Source organism: Flavobacterium sp. HTF, assembly GCF_003105115.1.
GTDB lineage: Bacteria > Bacteroidota > Bacteroidia > Flavobacteriales > Flavobacteriaceae > Flavobacterium.
Genome location: NZ_QETH01000085.1, coordinates 1 through 17892, shown reverse-complemented (window position 1 = coordinate 17892; position 17892 = coordinate 1). Strand labels below are relative to the sequence as shown.

The following is a 17892-nucleotide window of genomic DNA, read 5'->3' as shown; positions in this document are numbered from 1 at the left end:
GGTTTTTCAGAGAATTAGAACTAACTAAACAAATTCTAAAAGAATTATTTTTGTACAGAAAACTTAAATGTAGTTTTCGTTTTATAATTTTCTCCCGGGTTTAGAACCGTTGTTGGAAAATTTTTCTGGTTTGGAGAATCTGGATAATGTTCTGTTTCTAAACAAAGTCCTGTTCTGTGTGCGTATGTTTTTCCGTCGCGAGTTGGCAAAGTTCCGTCAAGGAAATTTCCAGAGTAGAACTGAATTCCAGGTTCATCAGTTGTCATTTCCATAACTCTTCCGCTTGCTGCGTGATATACTTTTGCGATGATTGTTTTTCCTTTTTCAGGATTGTTCAACACCCAGCAGTGATCGTAACCTTTTCCTTTTTCTAACTGATCATTTTTAGCATTGATGTCTTTTCCAATTAATTTTGGCGTTCTGAAATCGAAAGGAGTATTGGCAACATCTTCTAATTTTCCTGTTGGAATCAAAGTCGCATCTACCGGAACTAATTTATCTGCATTTAAAGTCAATTCGTGATCTAAGATGGTTTTTGTAAAATCTCCTGATAAATTGAAATACGAATGCTGTGTCAAGTTAACAACCGTTTTTTTGTCTGTTTCTGCTTCATACAAAACTTCTAACTGATTGTCATTTGTCAATGTATAAGTCACAAAAACTTTTAGGTTTCCAGGATATCCTTCTTCCATATCTTTACTTACATAAGATAATTTTAAAGAAGCTGTTTCCCCAGATTTAACCTCATCTGCTTTCCAAACGACGTTAAAATACCCTTGCGGTCCACCGTGCAAAGCATTTGGTGCATTGTTTATGGCTAATTGATAGTCTTTTCCATCTAAAGAAAATTTACCTTTTGCAATTCGGTTTCCGTATCTTCCGATCAAAGCTCCAAAAAACGGATTTTCTTTTTCGTATTGTACCAAAGAACTGAATCCGAGTACTACATTTTCAGAAACTCCTTCTTTATTGGGAACTTTCAAATCTGTAATTCTTCCACCAAAAGTGATAATGTCAACTTCCATCCCTTTTTGGTTTTTCAATTTGTAACTATCGACTTTTTCTCCTTTTGCAGTTGTTCCGTATTCTGTTTTTTCGATTGTAACCAAAGCTTTTTCATCAGCGGCTACTTTTTCTGCATCCTCTTTTTTATCGCTTTTACACTGAACTGAAAGGGTTGCCAGACTCAAAAGACTTAGACCGAAAACACAACGTTTTAATAGATTCATAATTGATATTTTTTTGTTTTATAAAAAGTTAGATGTTAAAAGTAATACTTTAAACTGATTGAAAAAATGCTGTGTTTTGACGCGGATAAAACAGATTCGTTGTCACGAAGACGCGGATTTACACAGATTTTCAGATTATTTCTAAATCCGTTTTATCTGTGCTTTTGCGATAGCAAATCCGTTTTATCTGCGTTTAATTTTTTCCATATAATTAAGCGCAACAAGTTAAAAGTAACAAAAAATCTTAGAATCTCAGCAACTCAGAACATTAGTATCTTAGATTATAATCCGTGCTGAAACAAATGATAATAGGCTTCGTTGGCATTAATTTTATCTTTAAAATCTCTTATCGTGGTTTTTTCATCAATTACTAATAATTCGATTCCGGCGATATCGGCAAAATCTTCCATATATTCTGTGGTCAATGACTGGCTGTATACTGTGTGATGTGCACCTCCGGCCAAAATCCAGGCTGTTGCAGCGATCTCAAGATTTGGTTTACAATCCCATAAAACTCTCGCAACTGGTAATTTTGGTAATTCTGCCATTGGTTTCACCGCTTCCACTTCGTTTACAATTAAACGGAAACGCGTTCCCATATCAACCAAAGAAACATTGATTGCGTCACCAGCAGGTGAATTAAATACCAAACGGGCAGGATCTTCTTTTCCTCCAATTCCTAGCGGATGCACTTCACATGAAGGTTTTCCATCTGCAATTGAAGGACAGATTTCTAACATGTGAGATCCTAAAACATATGATTTTTGTGGCGTGAAATGGTACGTGTAATCTTCCATAAAAGAAGTTCCACCTTCCAATCCAATGTTCATTACTTTTAAAGCTCTTACCATTGCAGCGGTTTTCCAATCTCCTTCACCACCAAAACCGTAACCATCGGCCATTAATCTTTGTGTAGCAATTCCCGGTAGTTGTTTCCAAACGCCAAGGTTTTCAAATGTATCTGTAAAGGCTCCAAATCCTCCTTCTTCAAGGAAAGTTCTTAATCCTAATTCTATTTTAGCTGCTTCAATTAATGAACTTCTTTGCGCTCCGCCTTCTTTTAAAGAATCAGTTAATGTATATGAAGACTCATAAACTGCTAATAAATCAGCTAATTGTTGGTCTGTAACTTTCTCAATATGTTTGGTAACATCTGAAGAATCGAATCCGTTTACCGAAACTCCAAAACGAATTTGAGCTTCAACTTTATCGCCTTCTGTAACCGCAACTTCGCGCATATTGTCTCCAATACGAGCTACTTTTAAGTTCTGAAGTTCGTCCCATCCAAGAACAACTCTTGACCAGATTCCTAATTTTTTCTGAACTCTTTCATCTTCCCAATGCCCCACAACAACTTTACGTTTTTTGCGCATTCTTGACATGATGAAACCAAATTCACGATCTCCGTGAGCCGATTGATTTAAGTTCATGAAATCCATGTCGATAGATCCCCACGGAATTTCAGCATTGTATTGTGTATGTAAATGGCATAATGGTTTTTTCAAAATACTCAAACCGCCAATCCACATTTTTGCCGGAGAGAAAGTGTGCATCCAGGCAATAATTCCGATACAGTTTTTCGCTGAATTCGCAGCCAAACAAACATCTAAAATCTGCGATGGCGATTTCACCACATCTTTGTAAACCACTTTTACTGGAATACTAGATGACGCATCTAATCCTTTTGCAATAATCTGCGAATGTTCTGCTACTTTTCTAAGTGTTTCTTCACCGTATAATTCCTGGCTTCCTACTACAAACCATACTTCTTTTTGAGAAATGTCTATCATTTTTTTTATTTGTTTCAGGTTTTCTTTGTTTCAAGTTTGCTTCGCCTGTTCGAGCAGAGCTCTCTAGTCAAGTTTGAAATGCGGAAAATCTTTGTTATAATTTTTTTGTTATTTTTTGTTTCAGGTTTCAAGTTTCACGTTCCAACAACTTGAAACAAAAAAAACCTGAAACCTGAAACAAAACTTTTACTGTCCGTAATACGAATCTTTTCCGTGTTTACGGTTGTAATGTTTCTTTATTAATGAATCTTTTAATCTTGGTGCATTTGGATTTATTTGCAAAGTCAGGTACGCCATTTCGGCCACGACTTCCAGAACTTTACTGTTGTAAACCGCTTTTGCGGCATTTTTCCCCCAGGCAAACGGACCGTGATTTCCTATCAAAATCATTTCTACTTCTTCGTAAGAAAGATTTTTTTCTTTAAAACAATCCAAAATCTGAATTCCGGTGTTGTGTTCGTAATTTCCTTCGATAAGAGAATCTGCCATTGGCGGAGCACACGGAATATCAGCGGTCAAATGATCGGCATGCGTTGTTCCAAAAATCGGAATATCTTGTTGCGATTGTGCCCAGGCAACTGAATACGTCGCATGCGTATGCGCAACACCTCCGATATTTGGCCAGTTTTTGTATAGATAAGCATGTGTTTTGGTGTCAGATGACGGACGCATGGTTCCTTCAATAATGTTATTATCAAAATCGACAATGACGATATCTTCCGGTTTTAAATCTTCATACGGAACACCGCTTGGTTTAATGGCAAAAACACCATTTTTTCTGTCTACGGCACTGACATTTCCAAAAGTATATACCACCAAATTCAATGCGTTTAACTGCATATTGGCTTCGTAACATTCCTGTTTTAAATCTTTATACTGAGAACTCATGTTGCGATATTTTAAGGTTTGGATCTGCAAAAGCACTTAGTTTTTCGTATCCTAAAAGCAGTTTGTGATACGCTTCCACTTTGTCTGTCTGAGGGAAATATTCTCCGTCAAAATCACTTCCTATTTTTTGGCTTGCTTCGATTACGTCTGGATAAATTCCTGCTGCAACGGCTGCATAAATTGCGGCACCTAAAGCCGGAGTCTGGTCTGAAGCTGCAATTTTAATCGGCTTGTTTAAAACGTTAGCCAAAGTCTGCATGATAAAAGGAGATTTACGAGCAACACCACCAATTCCGATAACGCTGTCGATTTTTACTCCTTCTTCTTCAAAACGGTCAACAATTTTCTTCGCTCCAAAACAGATTGCGTTTACTAAAGCTTTGAAAATATGAGGCGCTTTTGTTCCTAAAGAAAGATTAGAAATCGCGCTTTTTACTTCCTGATTGGCATCTGGAGTTCGTCGTCCGTTGATCCAGTCCAATGCAATTGGAAGACTTTCTAAAACCGGAATTTTCTCTGCTTCTTTCGTTAATTCCACAATTAATTTATCGCTGAATTCTTCTCTTAATTGTTCTTTTTGAGTTTCATTTAAAAGAGAGGAAGAGCCTAATAAATGTTCTGTCGGCCACATTAATAATTCTTTGTACCAGGCCAGTAAATCACCAAAAGCAGATTGTCCCGCTTCTAAACCAATAAATCCCGGAATAACAGAACCATCAACTTGTCCGCAGATTCCGCGAACGGTTTTGGTTCCCACTTCATCATAAGAACCTACCAGAATATCACAGGTTGAAGTTCCCATAACGCGAACCAAAGTATTTTCTCCAATTTTAGCTCCAACAGCTCCGGAATGCGCATCGAACGTTCCAACGGCTACAACTGTATCCGTTGACAGTCCTAAACGCTCTGCCCATTCTTTGCTTAAATTTCCGGCAACTAAATCTGATGTATAGGTTTCATCGTATAAATTTCCGCGAAGCTGTGCTAAATACGGATGAAGTTTTTCTAAGAACTCAACTGGCGGAAGTCCATTCCAGTCTGTGTGCCACATGGCTTTGTGACCCGCTGCACAACGGCTTCTCTTAAAAGCTTTTAAATCTTTATTTTCAATTAACAAATACGTCATTAAATCGCAGTGTTCCAGCCAGGTGTGAGCTGCATTTCGAACGGCTTCATCTTCTCTGGCAATGTGCAGGATTTTTGCCCAAAACCATTCTGATGAGTAAATTCCGCCAACATATTTCGTTACGTCTTCTCCGCCCCAGCTTACTGCCAGTTCGTTGATTTCGTTTGCTTCATTTATAGCCGTATGATCTTTCCATAAAACCATCATAGCGTTTGGGTTTTCTTCAAAACCTTTTGTCAAGGCCAATGGAGTTCCGTCTTTTGTTACGGGAACCGGAGAAGACCCTGTTGTATCAATACAGATTCCACGAACCAGTTTTGGATCAATCTTGCTTTCTTTTATAACGGTTTGAATCGTAATTTCTAAACCTTCTATATGATCTAACGGATGCTGACGAAACTGATTTACAGATGCGTCACAATATTGTTTGTTTTTCCATCTTTTGTAATGAGAAACATTCGATGCCAGCTCCTGCCCATTTTCTGTGTCAATAAGCACCGCCCGAACAGAATCTGTTCCGTAGTCTAATCCTATTACGTAATTTTTCATTCTAATTTTTATTTTTTAAAATATTGACAAATATAATTATAATTCATTTATAAGTGTACAATAAACACTTAATAAAAACAGCCTCCTGAATTTTTACAAATAATGCATCAAAATAAAGATTTCGTCGGCAATCAAAATATAAATGTTTGTTTTACATTTATTATATTGCGATTATTTCATCTAATTTCAAAACCTATCGCCTAATAAGCCGGAAAACCGTATTGAATTTTTGTTTTATTTGGTGATTTTTAACATTGGCTGGTCTGATAAATTATTAGGTGGTAATTCTAAATTTGCAGATTTAAATAAAAAAACATACTATAATTTAAGTGCAAAACAAGATTTTAAAAATTGGATGTTCTTTTTAGAAATCTTCGTCTTACTTTTGTCATAAAAATCATTTTTTTAAGACTATTATTGAGGGCTCATTTATATAAGTGTATAATCTACATTAATAAATTATGAAACGAATCAGGAAGTTTATATATTTACACTAAAAAATTGAATATGCTAAACAGTTATAGCTCTGCTGATAAAGCTCTATTAGCAGTAGATTGCATTATTTTTGGATTCGACAGCGAAGGATTGAAAATACTTCTGATAAAGAGAGACTTTGAGCCGGAAAAAGGAAAATGGTCTCTTATGGGTGGCTTTTTGAAACGCGATGAAGTATTAGATGAAGCAGCTATCAGAGTCTTAAATACCTATACCGGATTAAATGACATTTACATGGAGCAATTGCATGCTTACAGTGATATTAATCGTGATCCGGTCGAAAGAACTATTTCGGTTTCTTATTACGCTTTGATTAATATCGAAAATCATAACGCCGAACTTATTAAAAATTATCATGCACAATGGTTTAGTGTGGCCGAAGCGCCTAAATTAATTTTTGACCATAACGAAATGGTAAAGCACGCCATCAAGAGATTGCGCTACAGGACTTCAATCAAACCTATCGGATTTGAATTATTGCCTGAGAAATTTACGATGCGTCAGCTATTGGAATTATACGAAGCCATTTTGAGCAAAGAATTGGATAAACGAAATTTTATCAGTAAAATTAATTCTTTGGAAATTCTGAATAAACTGGAAGAAAAAGATATGCAGTCTTCGAGAAAAGGATCATATCTCTATACTTTTAATAAAGAAAAATACGAAGAAAAATTATTGAATGATTTTGTATTAAATCTTTAAAAAAACAAAAACCTGAAAGCACTACTTTCAGGTTTTTTTTAATGATAAAATAAAGTATATCACAGTGAATTCCGCATAATTATTGAAGACTTATTTTCAATTTGTTCTTTATTTCCTTTTAAAACCATTTCTGCCAAAATTTTCCCCATGGCCTCAAAATGAGTAGAAATTGTAGTAATCCCGTTGGCAACAATTTTTTTCAGAGGCGTTTCATTATACGAAATAATTCCAAAATCATTCCCTAATTTCAAATTTTGCATTCTTGCATTTTCAATAACTTTTACAAGATCCCGGTCATTAGGTATAATGTACAAATCACCCGCTGTAATTTCCCTTCCTGTAAATTCAGTTATAATTTCGTGTTCAAAGTTATATTCAGCACAAAAATCTTCAAAACCCAGTTTCATTCCAAGCGGTTCCCTAAATCCGGGAAAAATCAAAATGAGTTTTTTGTATTTATTTATTCTGGTTTTCCCTTTCAGCAAACCTTCAAAAATGTCTTTTTTGTGATTTTGGTAAATTGCCGGATATAATTTTAGCTCCGGATTGGTCTGATCCAGTATGATTACTTCGTTTACTGGTAGGGTTTTTACAGAATCTACTATATCGTTTAAGTCCGTTGGCATAATTATGTATTTGGTATAATTTCCATTACTGTCATTTATTAGCTTTTGAAAAACTTTGACATTAAAGTGATGAAAGAAAATATCGACCTGGACATTCTTTCCGATATTCTTTAAAAATGAATTATAAATGTCTTCTTTAAAAATATTCAATTCATCAAAAAGCAAAAAAATCCTTTGTTTTATAGTGGTTTCAACGCTTTTTACATAATAGCCTTTGCCCGGAATTGCATAAATAATCCCTCTTTTTTTGAGTTCATCATAGCTTTGCAAAACCGTATCTCTCGACAATGAAAATGCCAGGCACACTTTATTTACCGATGGGAGCCTGTCTCCTTTTAAAAGTTTTCCATCTTCAATTGCCCTCTCAATTGAAAGAATTATCTGCTTATATTTTGGCAGGCCGATATTATTTTGTACAGAAATTACGCTCATAAAAATCAGTTTTTGGTTGCAAGATACAAAAACTGGTAGGTACTGGTATACAAATGTGTGAAATGTTTCTATTTTTGGATTTCATTTTTGATAAAAATAGCATGGAAATAAAACATAAATCGCATTTTCAGAATCTTTCTGGTTATAAATTGTTTGGTATAATGCCAGATAACGAAGAAATTTATTCTTTCGAATTAACCAATAAAAACGGGATGAAAGCTCAGATTATCAATTATGGAGCAACAGTAACGTCTCTTCAGGTTCCGTTATCAAATGGTAAAATTGTAGATGTTGTTTTGGGCTTTGAGAATCTGCAGGCCTATCTGGATTCTTATAATTTGCCAAGTGCTCCTTATTTTGGCACAACCGTTGGCCGTTATGCAGGAAGAATACACAACGGATCTTTCAAAATAAACCATAAAACTTTTCAGCTTCCGGCCAATAATAATGGTAATACTTTACATGGTGGTAATTTTGGTTTTGGAAGAAAGGCATGGAATGTTACAGATATAACTTCCGGCGAAAATCCCTCAATCACTTTTGGGCTTTTAAGTGAAGATTCAGATGAGAATTTTCCGGGAGAATTACACGTGTATCTGACTTATACGCTAACAGAAAAAAACGAATTAAAATTAGAGTATAAAGCCACAACAACCGATGATACCGTTATAAATCTGACGCATCACAGTTATTTTAACCTCAACGGTCATGATTCTGATGTTTTAGGCCAGGAAGTGTTTATCAAATCGGCAAAAATGCTGGAAACAGATCAGAATAATATTCCAACCGGAAATTTAACTGATCTCCAGAACCACGATTTTGATTTCAGAATACCAAAAAAATGTCCGTTCCCGATTGATAATTCTTTTGTTGTAAATTCAAAAACAGAGGTTGTAGCCAAATTAATCAGCGCAGAAAACAATCTGCAAATGAGTGTTTATACCGATCAGCCAAGTGTGCATATTTATGTCGGAGGAAACTGTTTTGATACATTAAAAGGAAAAGAAAACGCCGATTATCATCCGTCTAGCGGAATCTGTTTTGAAACGCAAAATTTTCCTGATGCACCAAATCACAAACATTTTCCCAATTCAATTCTCAAAAAAGGAGAGCAATACAATCAGAGAACAGTTTACAGATTTGAAAATTTAAACTAAAAAAAACCAGACAACACCCCTACAATTCCAAAATAATGAATGAAATTTTAATACAAAACACAACAGCATTTTTTGAGAAATCTTTTGGTTCCACACCTCAGAAAATTGTCCTTTCTCCGGGAAGAATTAACATCATTGGAGAACATATTGATTATAATGACGGGTATGTTTTACCGGCAGCAATTGACAAAGTTATTTGTTTTGCTTTTGAAAAAAACAACACCAAAAAATCTAAAGTCATTGCCATCGATTTAAACGAAGAGTTTGAAGTTGACCTGACTCAGAACGTACAGCTAAGCGATGTTGTCTGGACCAATTATATTCTGGGCGTTATCAAACAATTGCAGGATAATGGTTTTTCTTTTGAAGGTTTCAACTGTGTTTTTAGCAGTAATATTCCTGTTGGTTCAGGATTATCATCTTCGGCTGCTTTGGAGTGCGGAATGATTTTCGGAATAAAAGAACTTTTTGACCTGACCATCAAAAAAGTTGATATCGCGTTATTAGGACAAAAAGCCGAACACTGGGTTGGTATCAATTGCGGAATTATGGATCAGTTTTCAAGCGTTCACGGACTTGAAAATAAAGTGATAAAATTAGATTGTAATACCTTAGATTTTGAATATCACAATGCTGATTTTAAAGATTATTCTTTGATTTTGATGGACAGTAATGTTAAACATTCCCTTTTTACATCAGAATATAATACAAGAAGAATTGAATGTGAAGAAGGATTGTCGATTATTAAAAATAATTTTCCGGAAATAAAAAGTTTCAGGGATTGTACCGAAGAACAACTTTTAAGTATTCAGGATAAAATAAATCCGACTGTTTTTAAAAGAGTGCATTTTGTAGTCAAAGAAATTAACCGTGTCATAAAAGCCTGCGAAGCATTAGACAACGGAAATATTGAGCTTTTGGGTGAATTACTTTTTGAAACTCATTATGGCCTGTCTCAGGAATATGCGGTAAGTTGTGCAGAACTCGATATGCTCGTAGATACTGCAAAAGCAGATGATGCCATAGTTGGTTCCCGCTTAATGGGTGGCGGTTTTGGTGGATGTACCATAAATTTGATAAAAAAAGGTCATGAAAATGAAGTAAAAAATAAGTTTTCAAATCTTTATTTAGATACATTTGGGATTGAATTAAAATTTTATGATGTAAAAATCTCAAACGGAACAACACTACTTTAATACCACTACAACTACAATGAAAAACTTTGACATTAACGAGGATCCTCACAGACGATTTAATCCGCTAATTAACGAATGGGTTTTGGTTTCACCTCATCGTGCAAAACGTCCCTGGCAGGGGCAAAACGAAACTATTTCTACAGAAGAATTGCCAAAATACGACGAAACCTGTTATCTCTGTCCGGGGAATGTTCGTGCCAACGGAATGAACAACCCGAAATATGAAAGCAGTTTTGTCTTTGAAAATGATTTTGCCGCAATGAAACAGGACGAAATTATGTTTGAAGAAGATATTAAACATACTTTTTTTAAGGCACAGCCCGAACGCGGAATTTCGCGCGTTGTCTGTTTCTCTCCAAGGCATGACCTTACCTTGCCGGAAATGAGTATTGACGGAATTGAAAATATCATCAAAACCTGGCAAAAAGAATACACCGATTTAGGAAACATTAAATATATCAACCACGTTCAGATTTTTGAAAATAAAGGAAGTGTAATGGGTTGCAGCAACCCACACCCACACGGACAAATCTGGGCGCAGTCATCATTACCTACGCAGGTTGAAAAAACGCAAAACAGCTTAAAAGCTTATTTTGATAAAAACAAAAAAACCTTACTGGCAGACTATCTTCAGGCGGAGTTAAAATCCGGCGAACGTATTGTGATCGAAAACGAACATTTTGTGGCACTGGTTCCGTTTTGGGCAATCTGGCCTTATGAAACAATGATTATCAGTAAACGATCTTTTGGAAGAATTACTGATTTTACCAGTGATGAAATTACCTCTTACGCCAAAATACTAAAACAGTTAACATCAAAATACGATAATTTGTTCAACACTTCTTTCCCGTATTCATCAGGAATTCACCAGGCTCCTACAGATGGTTTACTGCATGCTGAATGGCATTTTCATATGCATTTTTATCCACCATTATTACGATCTGCAACGGTTAAGAAATTTATGGTTGGATATGAAATGTTAGGAGAGTCTCAAAGAGATATTACACCGGAGAAAAGTGCGGAAATATTGAGAAAATTGTCTGATGTACATTATAAAAGTACTGCAAAAGCGCTCTAAAAATCAAAATTTAACATAATATCTGTTTATAAATGTCAAAAACACATTTGTGAATGGTGCCAATTTGGATTTTTATTTTACTTTTGGATTTAGTTCTGTTTTTTCTCAAAAAAATAACAGAATAAAAACACATTTCACATTTAAAAACCAGTTAATTAATAAAACCAATAGCTTGAAATTTTAAAAATTTCAAGCTTTAAAATAAACAAACAATCACCTTTACTAATTTTTAAAATACTAACAATGAACCAGAACCTTGCTGTCGCAGATTATGCGGTTTTTATTATCTATTTTATCGTAGTCTCTGTCTACGGTTACACGGTTTACCGAAAACGTAAACAAGACGAACACGATGCTAAGGCTTATTTTCTTGCCGAAGGAAATTTAACATGGTGGGCTATTGGAGCATCATTAATTGCTTCTAACATTTCAGCGGAACAATTCATCGGAATGAGTGGTGAAGGTTTCTTTTTAGGAATCGCTGTTGCCGCTTACGAATGGCTTGCTGCTGTTGCTTTGATTATCGTGGCGGTTTGGTTCATTCCTGTATATCTTAAAAATAAGATTTATACAATGCCACAATTCTTAAAAACACGTTATAACGAATCGACTGCATTGATTATGGCCGTTTTCTGGTTGTTTTTATATGTATTTGTTAACTTAACATCTATCTTATACTTAGGAGCTGTTGCAATTAACGGTCTTGCCGGAGGAGAATATCTTCATGTAATCATGATTGGATTGGCCGTTTTTGCTTTATTTATCTCGCTAGGAGGTATGAAAGTTGTAGCTTATACCGATGTTATTCAGGTTGCGGTTTTAATTATCGGAGGTTTGGTAACTTCTTATATCGCGCTTACAACGGTTGGACAATATTTTGGAGTGGGCGAAAATGCTATTGCTGGTTTCAAAGTTTTAATGAAAGAAGCTCCGGAACATTTCAAAATGATTATCCCAAAACCAACTGCGACTTCTTCTCAGCTTGAGATTGATAAATACTTAACTTTCCCGGGTTTAATGTCTTACGTTGCTGGTATCTGGATCATCAACTTAAACTACTGGGGATGTAACCAATACATTACACAAAGAGCTTTGGGTGCCGATTTGCAAACTGCCCGTACAGGTATTTTGTTTGCCGGTATGTTAAAATTATTAATGCCTTTAATCGTAATGTTACCTGGTATCGCGGCGTATGTGTTATACCAAAATGGACATTTACCACAATTAGTGGGAGGAAAAGACGGTGCTTATTCTGCTGTACTGACCTTCTTGCCAACGGGTCTGAAAGGACTTTCTGTTGCGGCACTGACTGCTGCGATTGTAGCATCTTTAGCCGGAAAAGTAAACAGTATCTCTACAATTTATACTTTAGATATTCATAAAAAATATATCCAAAAACAAGCAGGAGAAAAACAACAGGTAAACATTGGTAGAATTGCCGTTTTTGCTGCCATGCTTTTGGCTGTTTTATTTACATGGAATGACATCTTAGGAATTGGCGGTGTTGGTGGATTTACCTATATCCAAAAATACACCGGATTTATCAGCCCTGGGGTTTTTGCTATGTTCTTCCTTGGTATGTTCTGGAAAAGAACTACCGGAACTGCAGCAATCGTGGGTGTAATTTTAGGATTCGTTTTATCTGTATTGTTCAACGAATATGCACCAGCTTTATTCGGAAACGAAACTTTATTATACACCGCTTATCCTAACGGAAAAGGTGCATTCGAAATTCCTTTCCATATCTGTATGGGATTATCATTCTTCTTTACAATGTTAGCGATGATTGTAATCAGTTTCGCAGGACCAAAAGTGAATCCAAAAGCGTTTGAAATAGATTCTGAAATGTTTAAAGTAAAACCACAAACTACCGTTTTAATCGTAATTACATTATTGATTATTGTGGCTTTGTATGTTAAATTCTGGTAGTATAATTTTTTACTATATTATTTTTTGAAGAATAAAAAGACTGTCTGTAAAAAGACAGTCTTTTTTGTCTTATTTCATTTTTAGAAAAATAAAACCTAACTTTTATTAATATGTCAACACAAAAATTTTGCTTAGCCTTAGATTTAAAAGATGACCAAAAGTTAATTGAAGAATATAAAGAACTTCACCAAAATGTCTGGCCAGAAATTATAAAAAGTATTAAAGATTCAGGAATTACGGTTTTGGATATTTATTGCTCCGGAAACAGATTGTTTATGATAATTGAAGCCAATGCTGATTTTACATTTCATAAAAAATCAGAAATGGATGCCAACAATGAAAAGGTTCAGGAATGGGAAACTTTAATGTGGAAATTTCAACAGGCATTACCATGGGCAAAACAAGGTGAAAAATGGGTTTTAATGGATAAGATATTTGAATTGTAAACTTTCAAAAATCATATCGGCAGATATCACATAATTAAAAGAGGACATCAGATTTGATGTTCTCTTTTTGTTTTTAATATACATAAACTACACAAAATCATTTTTTTATAAATTTTATCATTATAATAAGAAAAAACTTATATTTACATTTTGTAGTAATAAACCTATGTTAATTATAAGCTGTAGATTATGCCAAAATTTTATGTGCCGGAATTTTCATATAAAGATTACCTGACTTACGAGATTAAAAAAGGAGATACTACAGCTGTTGTTGCTAAAAATTTAGGTATTACTGTTTCTGATCTTCGGAGTTACCATAACAGATATTGTCCGTTAGAAGATTTAGTTCATTCTGATTTTCCTTCTCATCTCAAGTTTCTTATCATTCAGCCTCCAAAAGTTGAACTTAGTGATGAGCAAAAGGAACAGCAACGCAAAAAAGTTCCCTTTAATGATACTCCAGGAAAACTTACCTTAAATTATTCACAAGGTGAAAAAACTTATGGCGTTTTATATACTATTGAAAACGGAAAAAAAGTCCACACAATAAAACAACAAATTAAAATAAGCTGGGCAGCCGAAAATTCAGGTTATCATTTTTATTATATCACCCGGGATGAAGCGATTTATGTAAACGACACAGAGGTAAATACAATGGCGCAGGAAATTGCCCAAAAAGCTGCTCAGGCGTTGTATCCTTTACTTATAGTGGTTGATGAGTCCGGGAAATGGGTTTACATTAATAATCATGATCAGATTGTGGAGCGTTGGCGCGAAACTAAAAACCAAATACGGAAATATTACAAAGGTGAACACGTCGAAAAATACTTCTCGATTTATGATAAAAATCTGGCGGACAAAGACACTTTATTTCTTTCAATGCAAAAAGACTGGTTTTTAAATGCTTTGTTTAATGAAATCCATGTTCAATATCCTCCAACAAAATCAATCGAAAAAAATATAGGATTTCCGTATCTCGCAAAAACAGAAAATATTCAATATAGAGTTGAACAGAAAATTGATGATCTTTTGGATGTCGACAACCTGATTGTAATTGACATCAACGGAATGTTAGATGACTCCAGGACCAAAACCGATTTTGAAAAGGAGCTAAACATCCCTGCAAAAGAATATTCAGAAGAAAAACCAACAGGAAATTACAGGGCAAAGTATTATCTGAATCCCAATAATTATATGCCCGAAGCCTTTATAGTAACCTGTGATTTAGCATTAGATATCCCGCAGAAATACACGATTTCGGCAACCCATTTACATACCGCAAAAGAACTTGTGATTGCCTCAAGACAGCCACTATTTGTTGGAGCTACAACTATAAAACCAAAATCCGGAAACTCATTTTGGTATTGGCTTATCATGATTTTAATATTCATTGCTACCATGTATGGCTTATCAAAATTATACATCTATAAATTTAAATAAAATGAGCGAAAAACATTTTGTAGTACAAGGCGCAACCTGCAAATGCAAGTTTAGTGAAGACAGTTCTAAAACAGATAAAATCAAAGTTAAAACGCATTCTAAACATTTTGCAAATGACAAGGAAGGTTCTGAAAAATTAATTGCCACAACCAAAGAACTTGGGCAAACACTCGAAAAAAACACCTTTGGAAAATGCAAAAAACAACCCGCCGGAAACAGTTTTTTGCCCTGTCAGGCAGTCATAACACAATGGAGTGGTTTTTACGAAAAAGTTACCCTAACCAACCAAGGTAAAATACTGCTCGAAAACAGCAAAGCAACCTGTCCTATGGGCGCGCCCGATTGTATAGAAATCGTAAATCACGGGCAGACTGCAGAACCTGATGAACAAAATTTTAAAAGCACAGACCCTATGGTTCATAACCTGATAAATCCGATGGTTGATGTGAGGGAAATGTATAAGAAGGAAGCGAAGAACGAAGGGATAAAATTTAATAATGAAGAAAATCTTGACGATATCTACATTAGCAAAACTGATGCCTCCGTACTTATAAATTACGGAAAATCCGATGGAGATATAAGAATGATTTCAAAATCTGATTTCGATGAATTTGAAAGCATTTCTGATTTTAAAGTTAAAAATGATCAATTAAAGAACTCTAGTATGATTGTAACAATTGACGACATTCAAATACAAGACAAAATTCAAGAAATACATCGGTTAACTACTGATAAAGAGCAACAGGCCTACATTGTTCTTGATCGCACAACTGCTAAAATTATTGCCATATCTGGAGAAGAAGGAATTGATGGTAAAACTGAAATTGATTATTATACTGTAGGAGCTTCAAAACCTATGGTAGAAGTAAATAAAGTGAAATATGCTCTTCTAGGTCAAATCCATACTCATAACCTAATAAAATCAGAGGCCAAAAATCCAAACCAAATAGGAGGTCCGGATAGAATCCAAAATGAATTTGGCACTTCTGAACTAGATAAACAAACAGCAAAAAACTTAGATATTAATATTTATGCACTTGACAGTTGGAATTATTCCAACAAAAATGCCGAAGTAACTATTGGTCGAGTAACTCCTAACGGAAAAGAAACTAAAGGAGTAGGGAAAACTCATGGAAAAGGAGAAGGAAAAAAGACCGTGAACATAGGACTGGAATGTTTAAACTTAAGAGTAGGACGATGAAAAAAATTATAGTCTTAATAAACATAATTTCTCTGGTTTCCTGTGGGATTTCGTCTAAAATCAATAAAAGCCTGTTATATGACATACCAAATAATAACACAAAAGAATTGATAATAAGAGAACTCAATATTTTAAAGTCATTAAAGAAAAATGCGTTTTTAGTATTTGGTAAAAACAAAGAAGGTTACACAATTCAAATAATTCCAACTTCTGATTTAAAAGAGAATATCCAGAATTTTAAAGTAAAAAATTCCAACAGAATGATTCATTTAGATGACAAATACTACTTAGTGGTTTTTGATTATGATTATGAATTTGGAGCAACTTTTAGGGAAGAAACTGAAAATGGAGAAATAGTGATTGTTAAAAGAAAAAAAATGTACCTCTATGATTATACCTCATGTTTGTTTTTTGATGACAATTGGAATTTTATCAAAAAACAAAGTTTGATTCAAAATAAAAAAATCTCAGAATGATGAACTTTTCAGATTTTGAAAATGGACAAAAAAGCTAGAACTCACAAAATTTAATATAACAATGAGAAAATAGATGTTATCAAAAATGCCGGTGAAGGTTTTTAAACCCGCAGGCCGTACTGAAAATAGTACTTATAAGAATATCATTAAAGACACTTAATCAAAAATTTAAAAAGAATTAGAAATGTCAAAAGGTGTTAAAAAAATAAAATGGACCGGAATAGGCAAAGTGATAAGCAGTTTGTCTGTTCCTAATAAAAAAGCAGTAATTGCGCCAGATCAGGATGTTTCTTTTGAAGTTGAATCGTGGTATGACGGCACAACCGAAGAAGAAAAGAAAAAGAACTTGACATGGATATTGCAAGAGGCAAAAACCAGAAAAGAAATTTCTAAAAAATTAATGCCTTCAAACGCATCAAAATTTTTAAATATTCCTAAAAACTTATGTGGACCTTATGAATATTATCTCGAAGCAAGTCTTTTTGGAAAAAGAGATTTGTTTAACGATACCGGATTAATTGTACGTGGCGACTGTCCTCCAAAAATAACAAGCAGCAAATGGTGCCAAACCAATAATAGCGAAGATGTGCGCAAAACACACTTTTTCTCTTATGGCGAAAAATTCTATCTCAATTTAAAAACCGAAGGACTAAACGGTCATTTAAACCTGTCTGTTGATATTTTTAGAAGAGTTACAGCCAAAACAAATGTCAGCATAAAAAGATATACCAGTGTTGATGTGATTGATGGCGAAATAAATCTAGAAATTAACGATTCTTTCTCATGGTATAGCTCTGTAAAAAATAAAGACGAAATAGAAGAGTTTTATGTACAGGTTTTTGATCCCGTAAACCGACTTTACATTAAAGACAATAACAACGATATTGCTCATGCTCGTTTTTTGCGTGTAAAAAACAAAATTGCTTCTATGCAGGTCAATCCACCAGTAAACCTTTCCCCTTTAAAAGTTGGTGAACCTGCAACTAATTATATAAGTTATAATTTTTGTAAATACACCTTCATAAAAATGAATGACAAATTCCTTTTTGATGAAAAAAAATTAGTAAAAGGACAAAAATTAAATAGAAACATTTTTATTCACTTATTTGCCGGAGGAAATGAAAAAAATAAA

General features: G+C 34.4%; 15 protein-coding genes. 10 read left to right on the top strand and 5 right to left on the bottom strand.

Annotated features, from left to right (window positions below):
- Positions 1-44: 44 nt before the first annotated feature.
- From DCO46_RS18585 to DCO46_RS18570, 4 genes are all read right to left on the bottom strand, one after another.
- Positions 45-1229: an aldose epimerase family protein gene (locus DCO46_RS18585; protein ID WP_116753987.1), complete on the bottom strand. Its 1185-nt coding sequence runs from the start codon at positions 1227-1229 to the stop codon at positions 45-47.
- A gap of 281 nt (positions 1230-1510) precedes the next feature.
- Entirely contained in the window at positions 1511-3019 is a 1509-nt protein-coding gene (gene araA, locus DCO46_RS18580) for an L-arabinose isomerase (RefSeq protein ID WP_116753986.1), read from the bottom strand.
- A 186-nt stretch (positions 3020-3205) separates the two neighbouring features.
- Complete coding sequence (locus DCO46_RS18575) at positions 3206-3907, bottom strand: L-ribulose-5-phosphate 4-epimerase (RefSeq protein ID WP_056207031.1); 702 nt, start codon at positions 3905-3907, stop codon at positions 3206-3208.
- The gene (locus DCO46_RS18570) at positions 3891-5582 is read right to left on the bottom strand and encodes a ribulokinase (protein WP_116753985.1); all 1692 of its coding nucleotides are present in this window, start codon (positions 5580-5582) and stop codon (positions 3891-3893) included. Before DCO46_RS18570 ends, DCO46_RS18575 begins: the two co-directional genes overlap by 17 nt.
- A gap of 507 nt (positions 5583-6089) precedes the next feature.
- Between DCO46_RS18570 and DCO46_RS18565 the strand changes: the two genes are divergently transcribed.
- A complete protein-coding gene (locus DCO46_RS18565) occupies positions 6090-6779 on the top strand; it encodes an NUDIX hydrolase (protein ID WP_116753984.1) in 690 nt (229 codons plus the stop codon).
- Between the two features lie 59 nt (positions 6780-6838).
- Here DCO46_RS18565 and DCO46_RS18560 read toward each other — a convergent pair whose 3' ends face one another.
- Positions 6839-7837 (bottom strand): GntR family transcriptional regulator, encoded by a 999-nt coding sequence (locus DCO46_RS18560; RefSeq protein WP_116753983.1) that lies wholly within the window; start codon positions 7835-7837, stop codon positions 6839-6841.
- 101 nt (positions 7838-7938) lie between these two features.
- Here DCO46_RS18560 and DCO46_RS18555 point away from each other — a divergent pair, with 101 nt between their 5' ends.
- The 9 genes from DCO46_RS18555 to DCO46_RS18515 form a co-directional block, all read left to right on the top strand.
- The gene (locus tag DCO46_RS18555) at positions 7939-8994 is read left to right on the top strand and encodes an aldose epimerase family protein (protein WP_116753982.1); all 1056 of its coding nucleotides are present in this window, start codon (positions 7939-7941) and stop codon (positions 8992-8994) included.
- 35 nt (positions 8995-9029) lie between these two features.
- Positions 9030-10190, top strand: coding sequence for a galactokinase (gene galK / locus DCO46_RS18550; RefSeq protein ID WP_116753981.1), 1161 nt, complete (start codon positions 9030-9032; stop codon positions 10188-10190).
- A gap of 16 nt (positions 10191-10206) precedes the next feature.
- Positions 10207-11268 (top strand): UDP-glucose--hexose-1-phosphate uridylyltransferase, encoded by a 1062-nt coding sequence (locus DCO46_RS18545; protein WP_116753980.1) that lies wholly within the window; start codon positions 10207-10209, stop codon positions 11266-11268.
- 243 nt (positions 11269-11511) lie between these two features.
- Entirely contained in the window at positions 11512-13197 is a 1686-nt protein-coding gene (locus DCO46_RS18540) for a sodium/sugar symporter (RefSeq protein WP_116753979.1), read from the top strand.
- A gap of 110 nt (positions 13198-13307) precedes the next feature.
- Positions 13308-13643: an L-rhamnose mutarotase gene (locus DCO46_RS18535; RefSeq protein WP_116753978.1), complete on the top strand. Its 336-nt coding sequence runs from the start codon at positions 13308-13310 to the stop codon at positions 13641-13643.
- 189 nt (positions 13644-13832) lie between these two features.
- On the top strand, positions 13833-15083 hold the full coding sequence (locus DCO46_RS18530; RefSeq protein WP_116753977.1) for a hypothetical protein: 1251 nt from the start codon (positions 13833-13835) through the stop codon (positions 15081-15083).
- Position 15084: 1 nt separating this feature from the next.
- On the top strand, positions 15085-16284 hold the full coding sequence (locus DCO46_RS23390) for a DUF4280 domain-containing protein (RefSeq protein ID WP_116753988.1): 1200 nt from the start codon (positions 15085-15087) through the stop codon (positions 16282-16284).
- A complete protein-coding gene (locus tag DCO46_RS18520; protein WP_116753976.1) occupies positions 16281-16760 on the top strand; it encodes a hypothetical protein in 480 nt (159 codons plus the stop codon). The genes DCO46_RS23390 and DCO46_RS18520 overlap by 4 nt, the downstream gene beginning before the upstream one ends.
- A 184-nt stretch (positions 16761-16944) precedes the next feature.
- Positions 16945-17892, top strand: a 948-nt coding sequence (locus DCO46_RS18515; RefSeq protein WP_133244613.1) for a hypothetical protein, incomplete at its 3' end; no start/stop codon positions are given.

Bases quoted from the DNA above. Each gene is read 5' to 3' on its own strand.
- galK (WP_116753981.1), top strand. From the start codon at position 9,030: ATGAATGAAATTTTAATACAAAACACAACAGCATTTTTTGAGAAATCT.
- DCO46_RS18575 (WP_056207031.1), bottom strand. From the start codon at position 3,907: ATGAGTTCTCAGTATAAAGATTTAAAACAGGAATGTTACGAAGCCAAT.
- DCO46_RS18545 (WP_116753980.1), top strand. From the start codon at position 10,207: ATGAAAAACTTTGACATTAACGAGGATCCTCACAGACGATTTAATCCG.
- araA (WP_116753986.1), bottom strand. From the start codon at position 3,019: ATGATAGACATTTCTCAAAAAGAAGTATGGTTTGTAGTAGGAAGCCAG.
- DCO46_RS18520 (WP_116753976.1), top strand. From the start codon at position 16,281: ATGAAAAAAATTATAGTCTTAATAAACATAATTTCTCTGGTTTCCTGT.
- DCO46_RS18585 (WP_116753987.1), bottom strand. From the start codon at position 1,229: ATGAATCTATTAAAACGTTGTGTTTTCGGTCTAAGTCTTTTGAGTCTG.
- DCO46_RS18565 (WP_116753984.1), top strand. From the start codon at position 6,090: ATGCTAAACAGTTATAGCTCTGCTGATAAAGCTCTATTAGCAGTAGAT.
- DCO46_RS18555 (WP_116753982.1), top strand. From the start codon at position 7,939: ATGGAAATAAAACATAAATCGCATTTTCAGAATCTTTCTGGTTATAAA.
- DCO46_RS18570 (WP_116753985.1), bottom strand. From the start codon at position 5,582: ATGAAAAATTACGTAATAGGATTAGACTACGGAACAGATTCTGTTCGG.
- DCO46_RS18535 (WP_116753978.1), top strand. From the start codon at position 13,308: ATGTCAACACAAAAATTTTGCTTAGCCTTAGATTTAAAAGATGACCAA.
- DCO46_RS18540 (WP_116753979.1), top strand. From the start codon at position 11,512: ATGAACCAGAACCTTGCTGTCGCAGATTATGCGGTTTTTATTATCTAT.
- DCO46_RS18560 (WP_116753983.1), bottom strand. From the start codon at position 7,837: ATGAGCGTAATTTCTGTACAAAATAATATCGGCCTGCCAAAATATAAG.
- DCO46_RS18530 (WP_116753977.1), top strand. From the start codon at position 13,833: ATGCCAAAATTTTATGTGCCGGAATTTTCATATAAAGATTACCTGACT.
- DCO46_RS23390 (WP_116753988.1), top strand. From the start codon at position 15,085: ATGAGCGAAAAACATTTTGTAGTACAAGGCGCAACCTGCAAATGCAAG.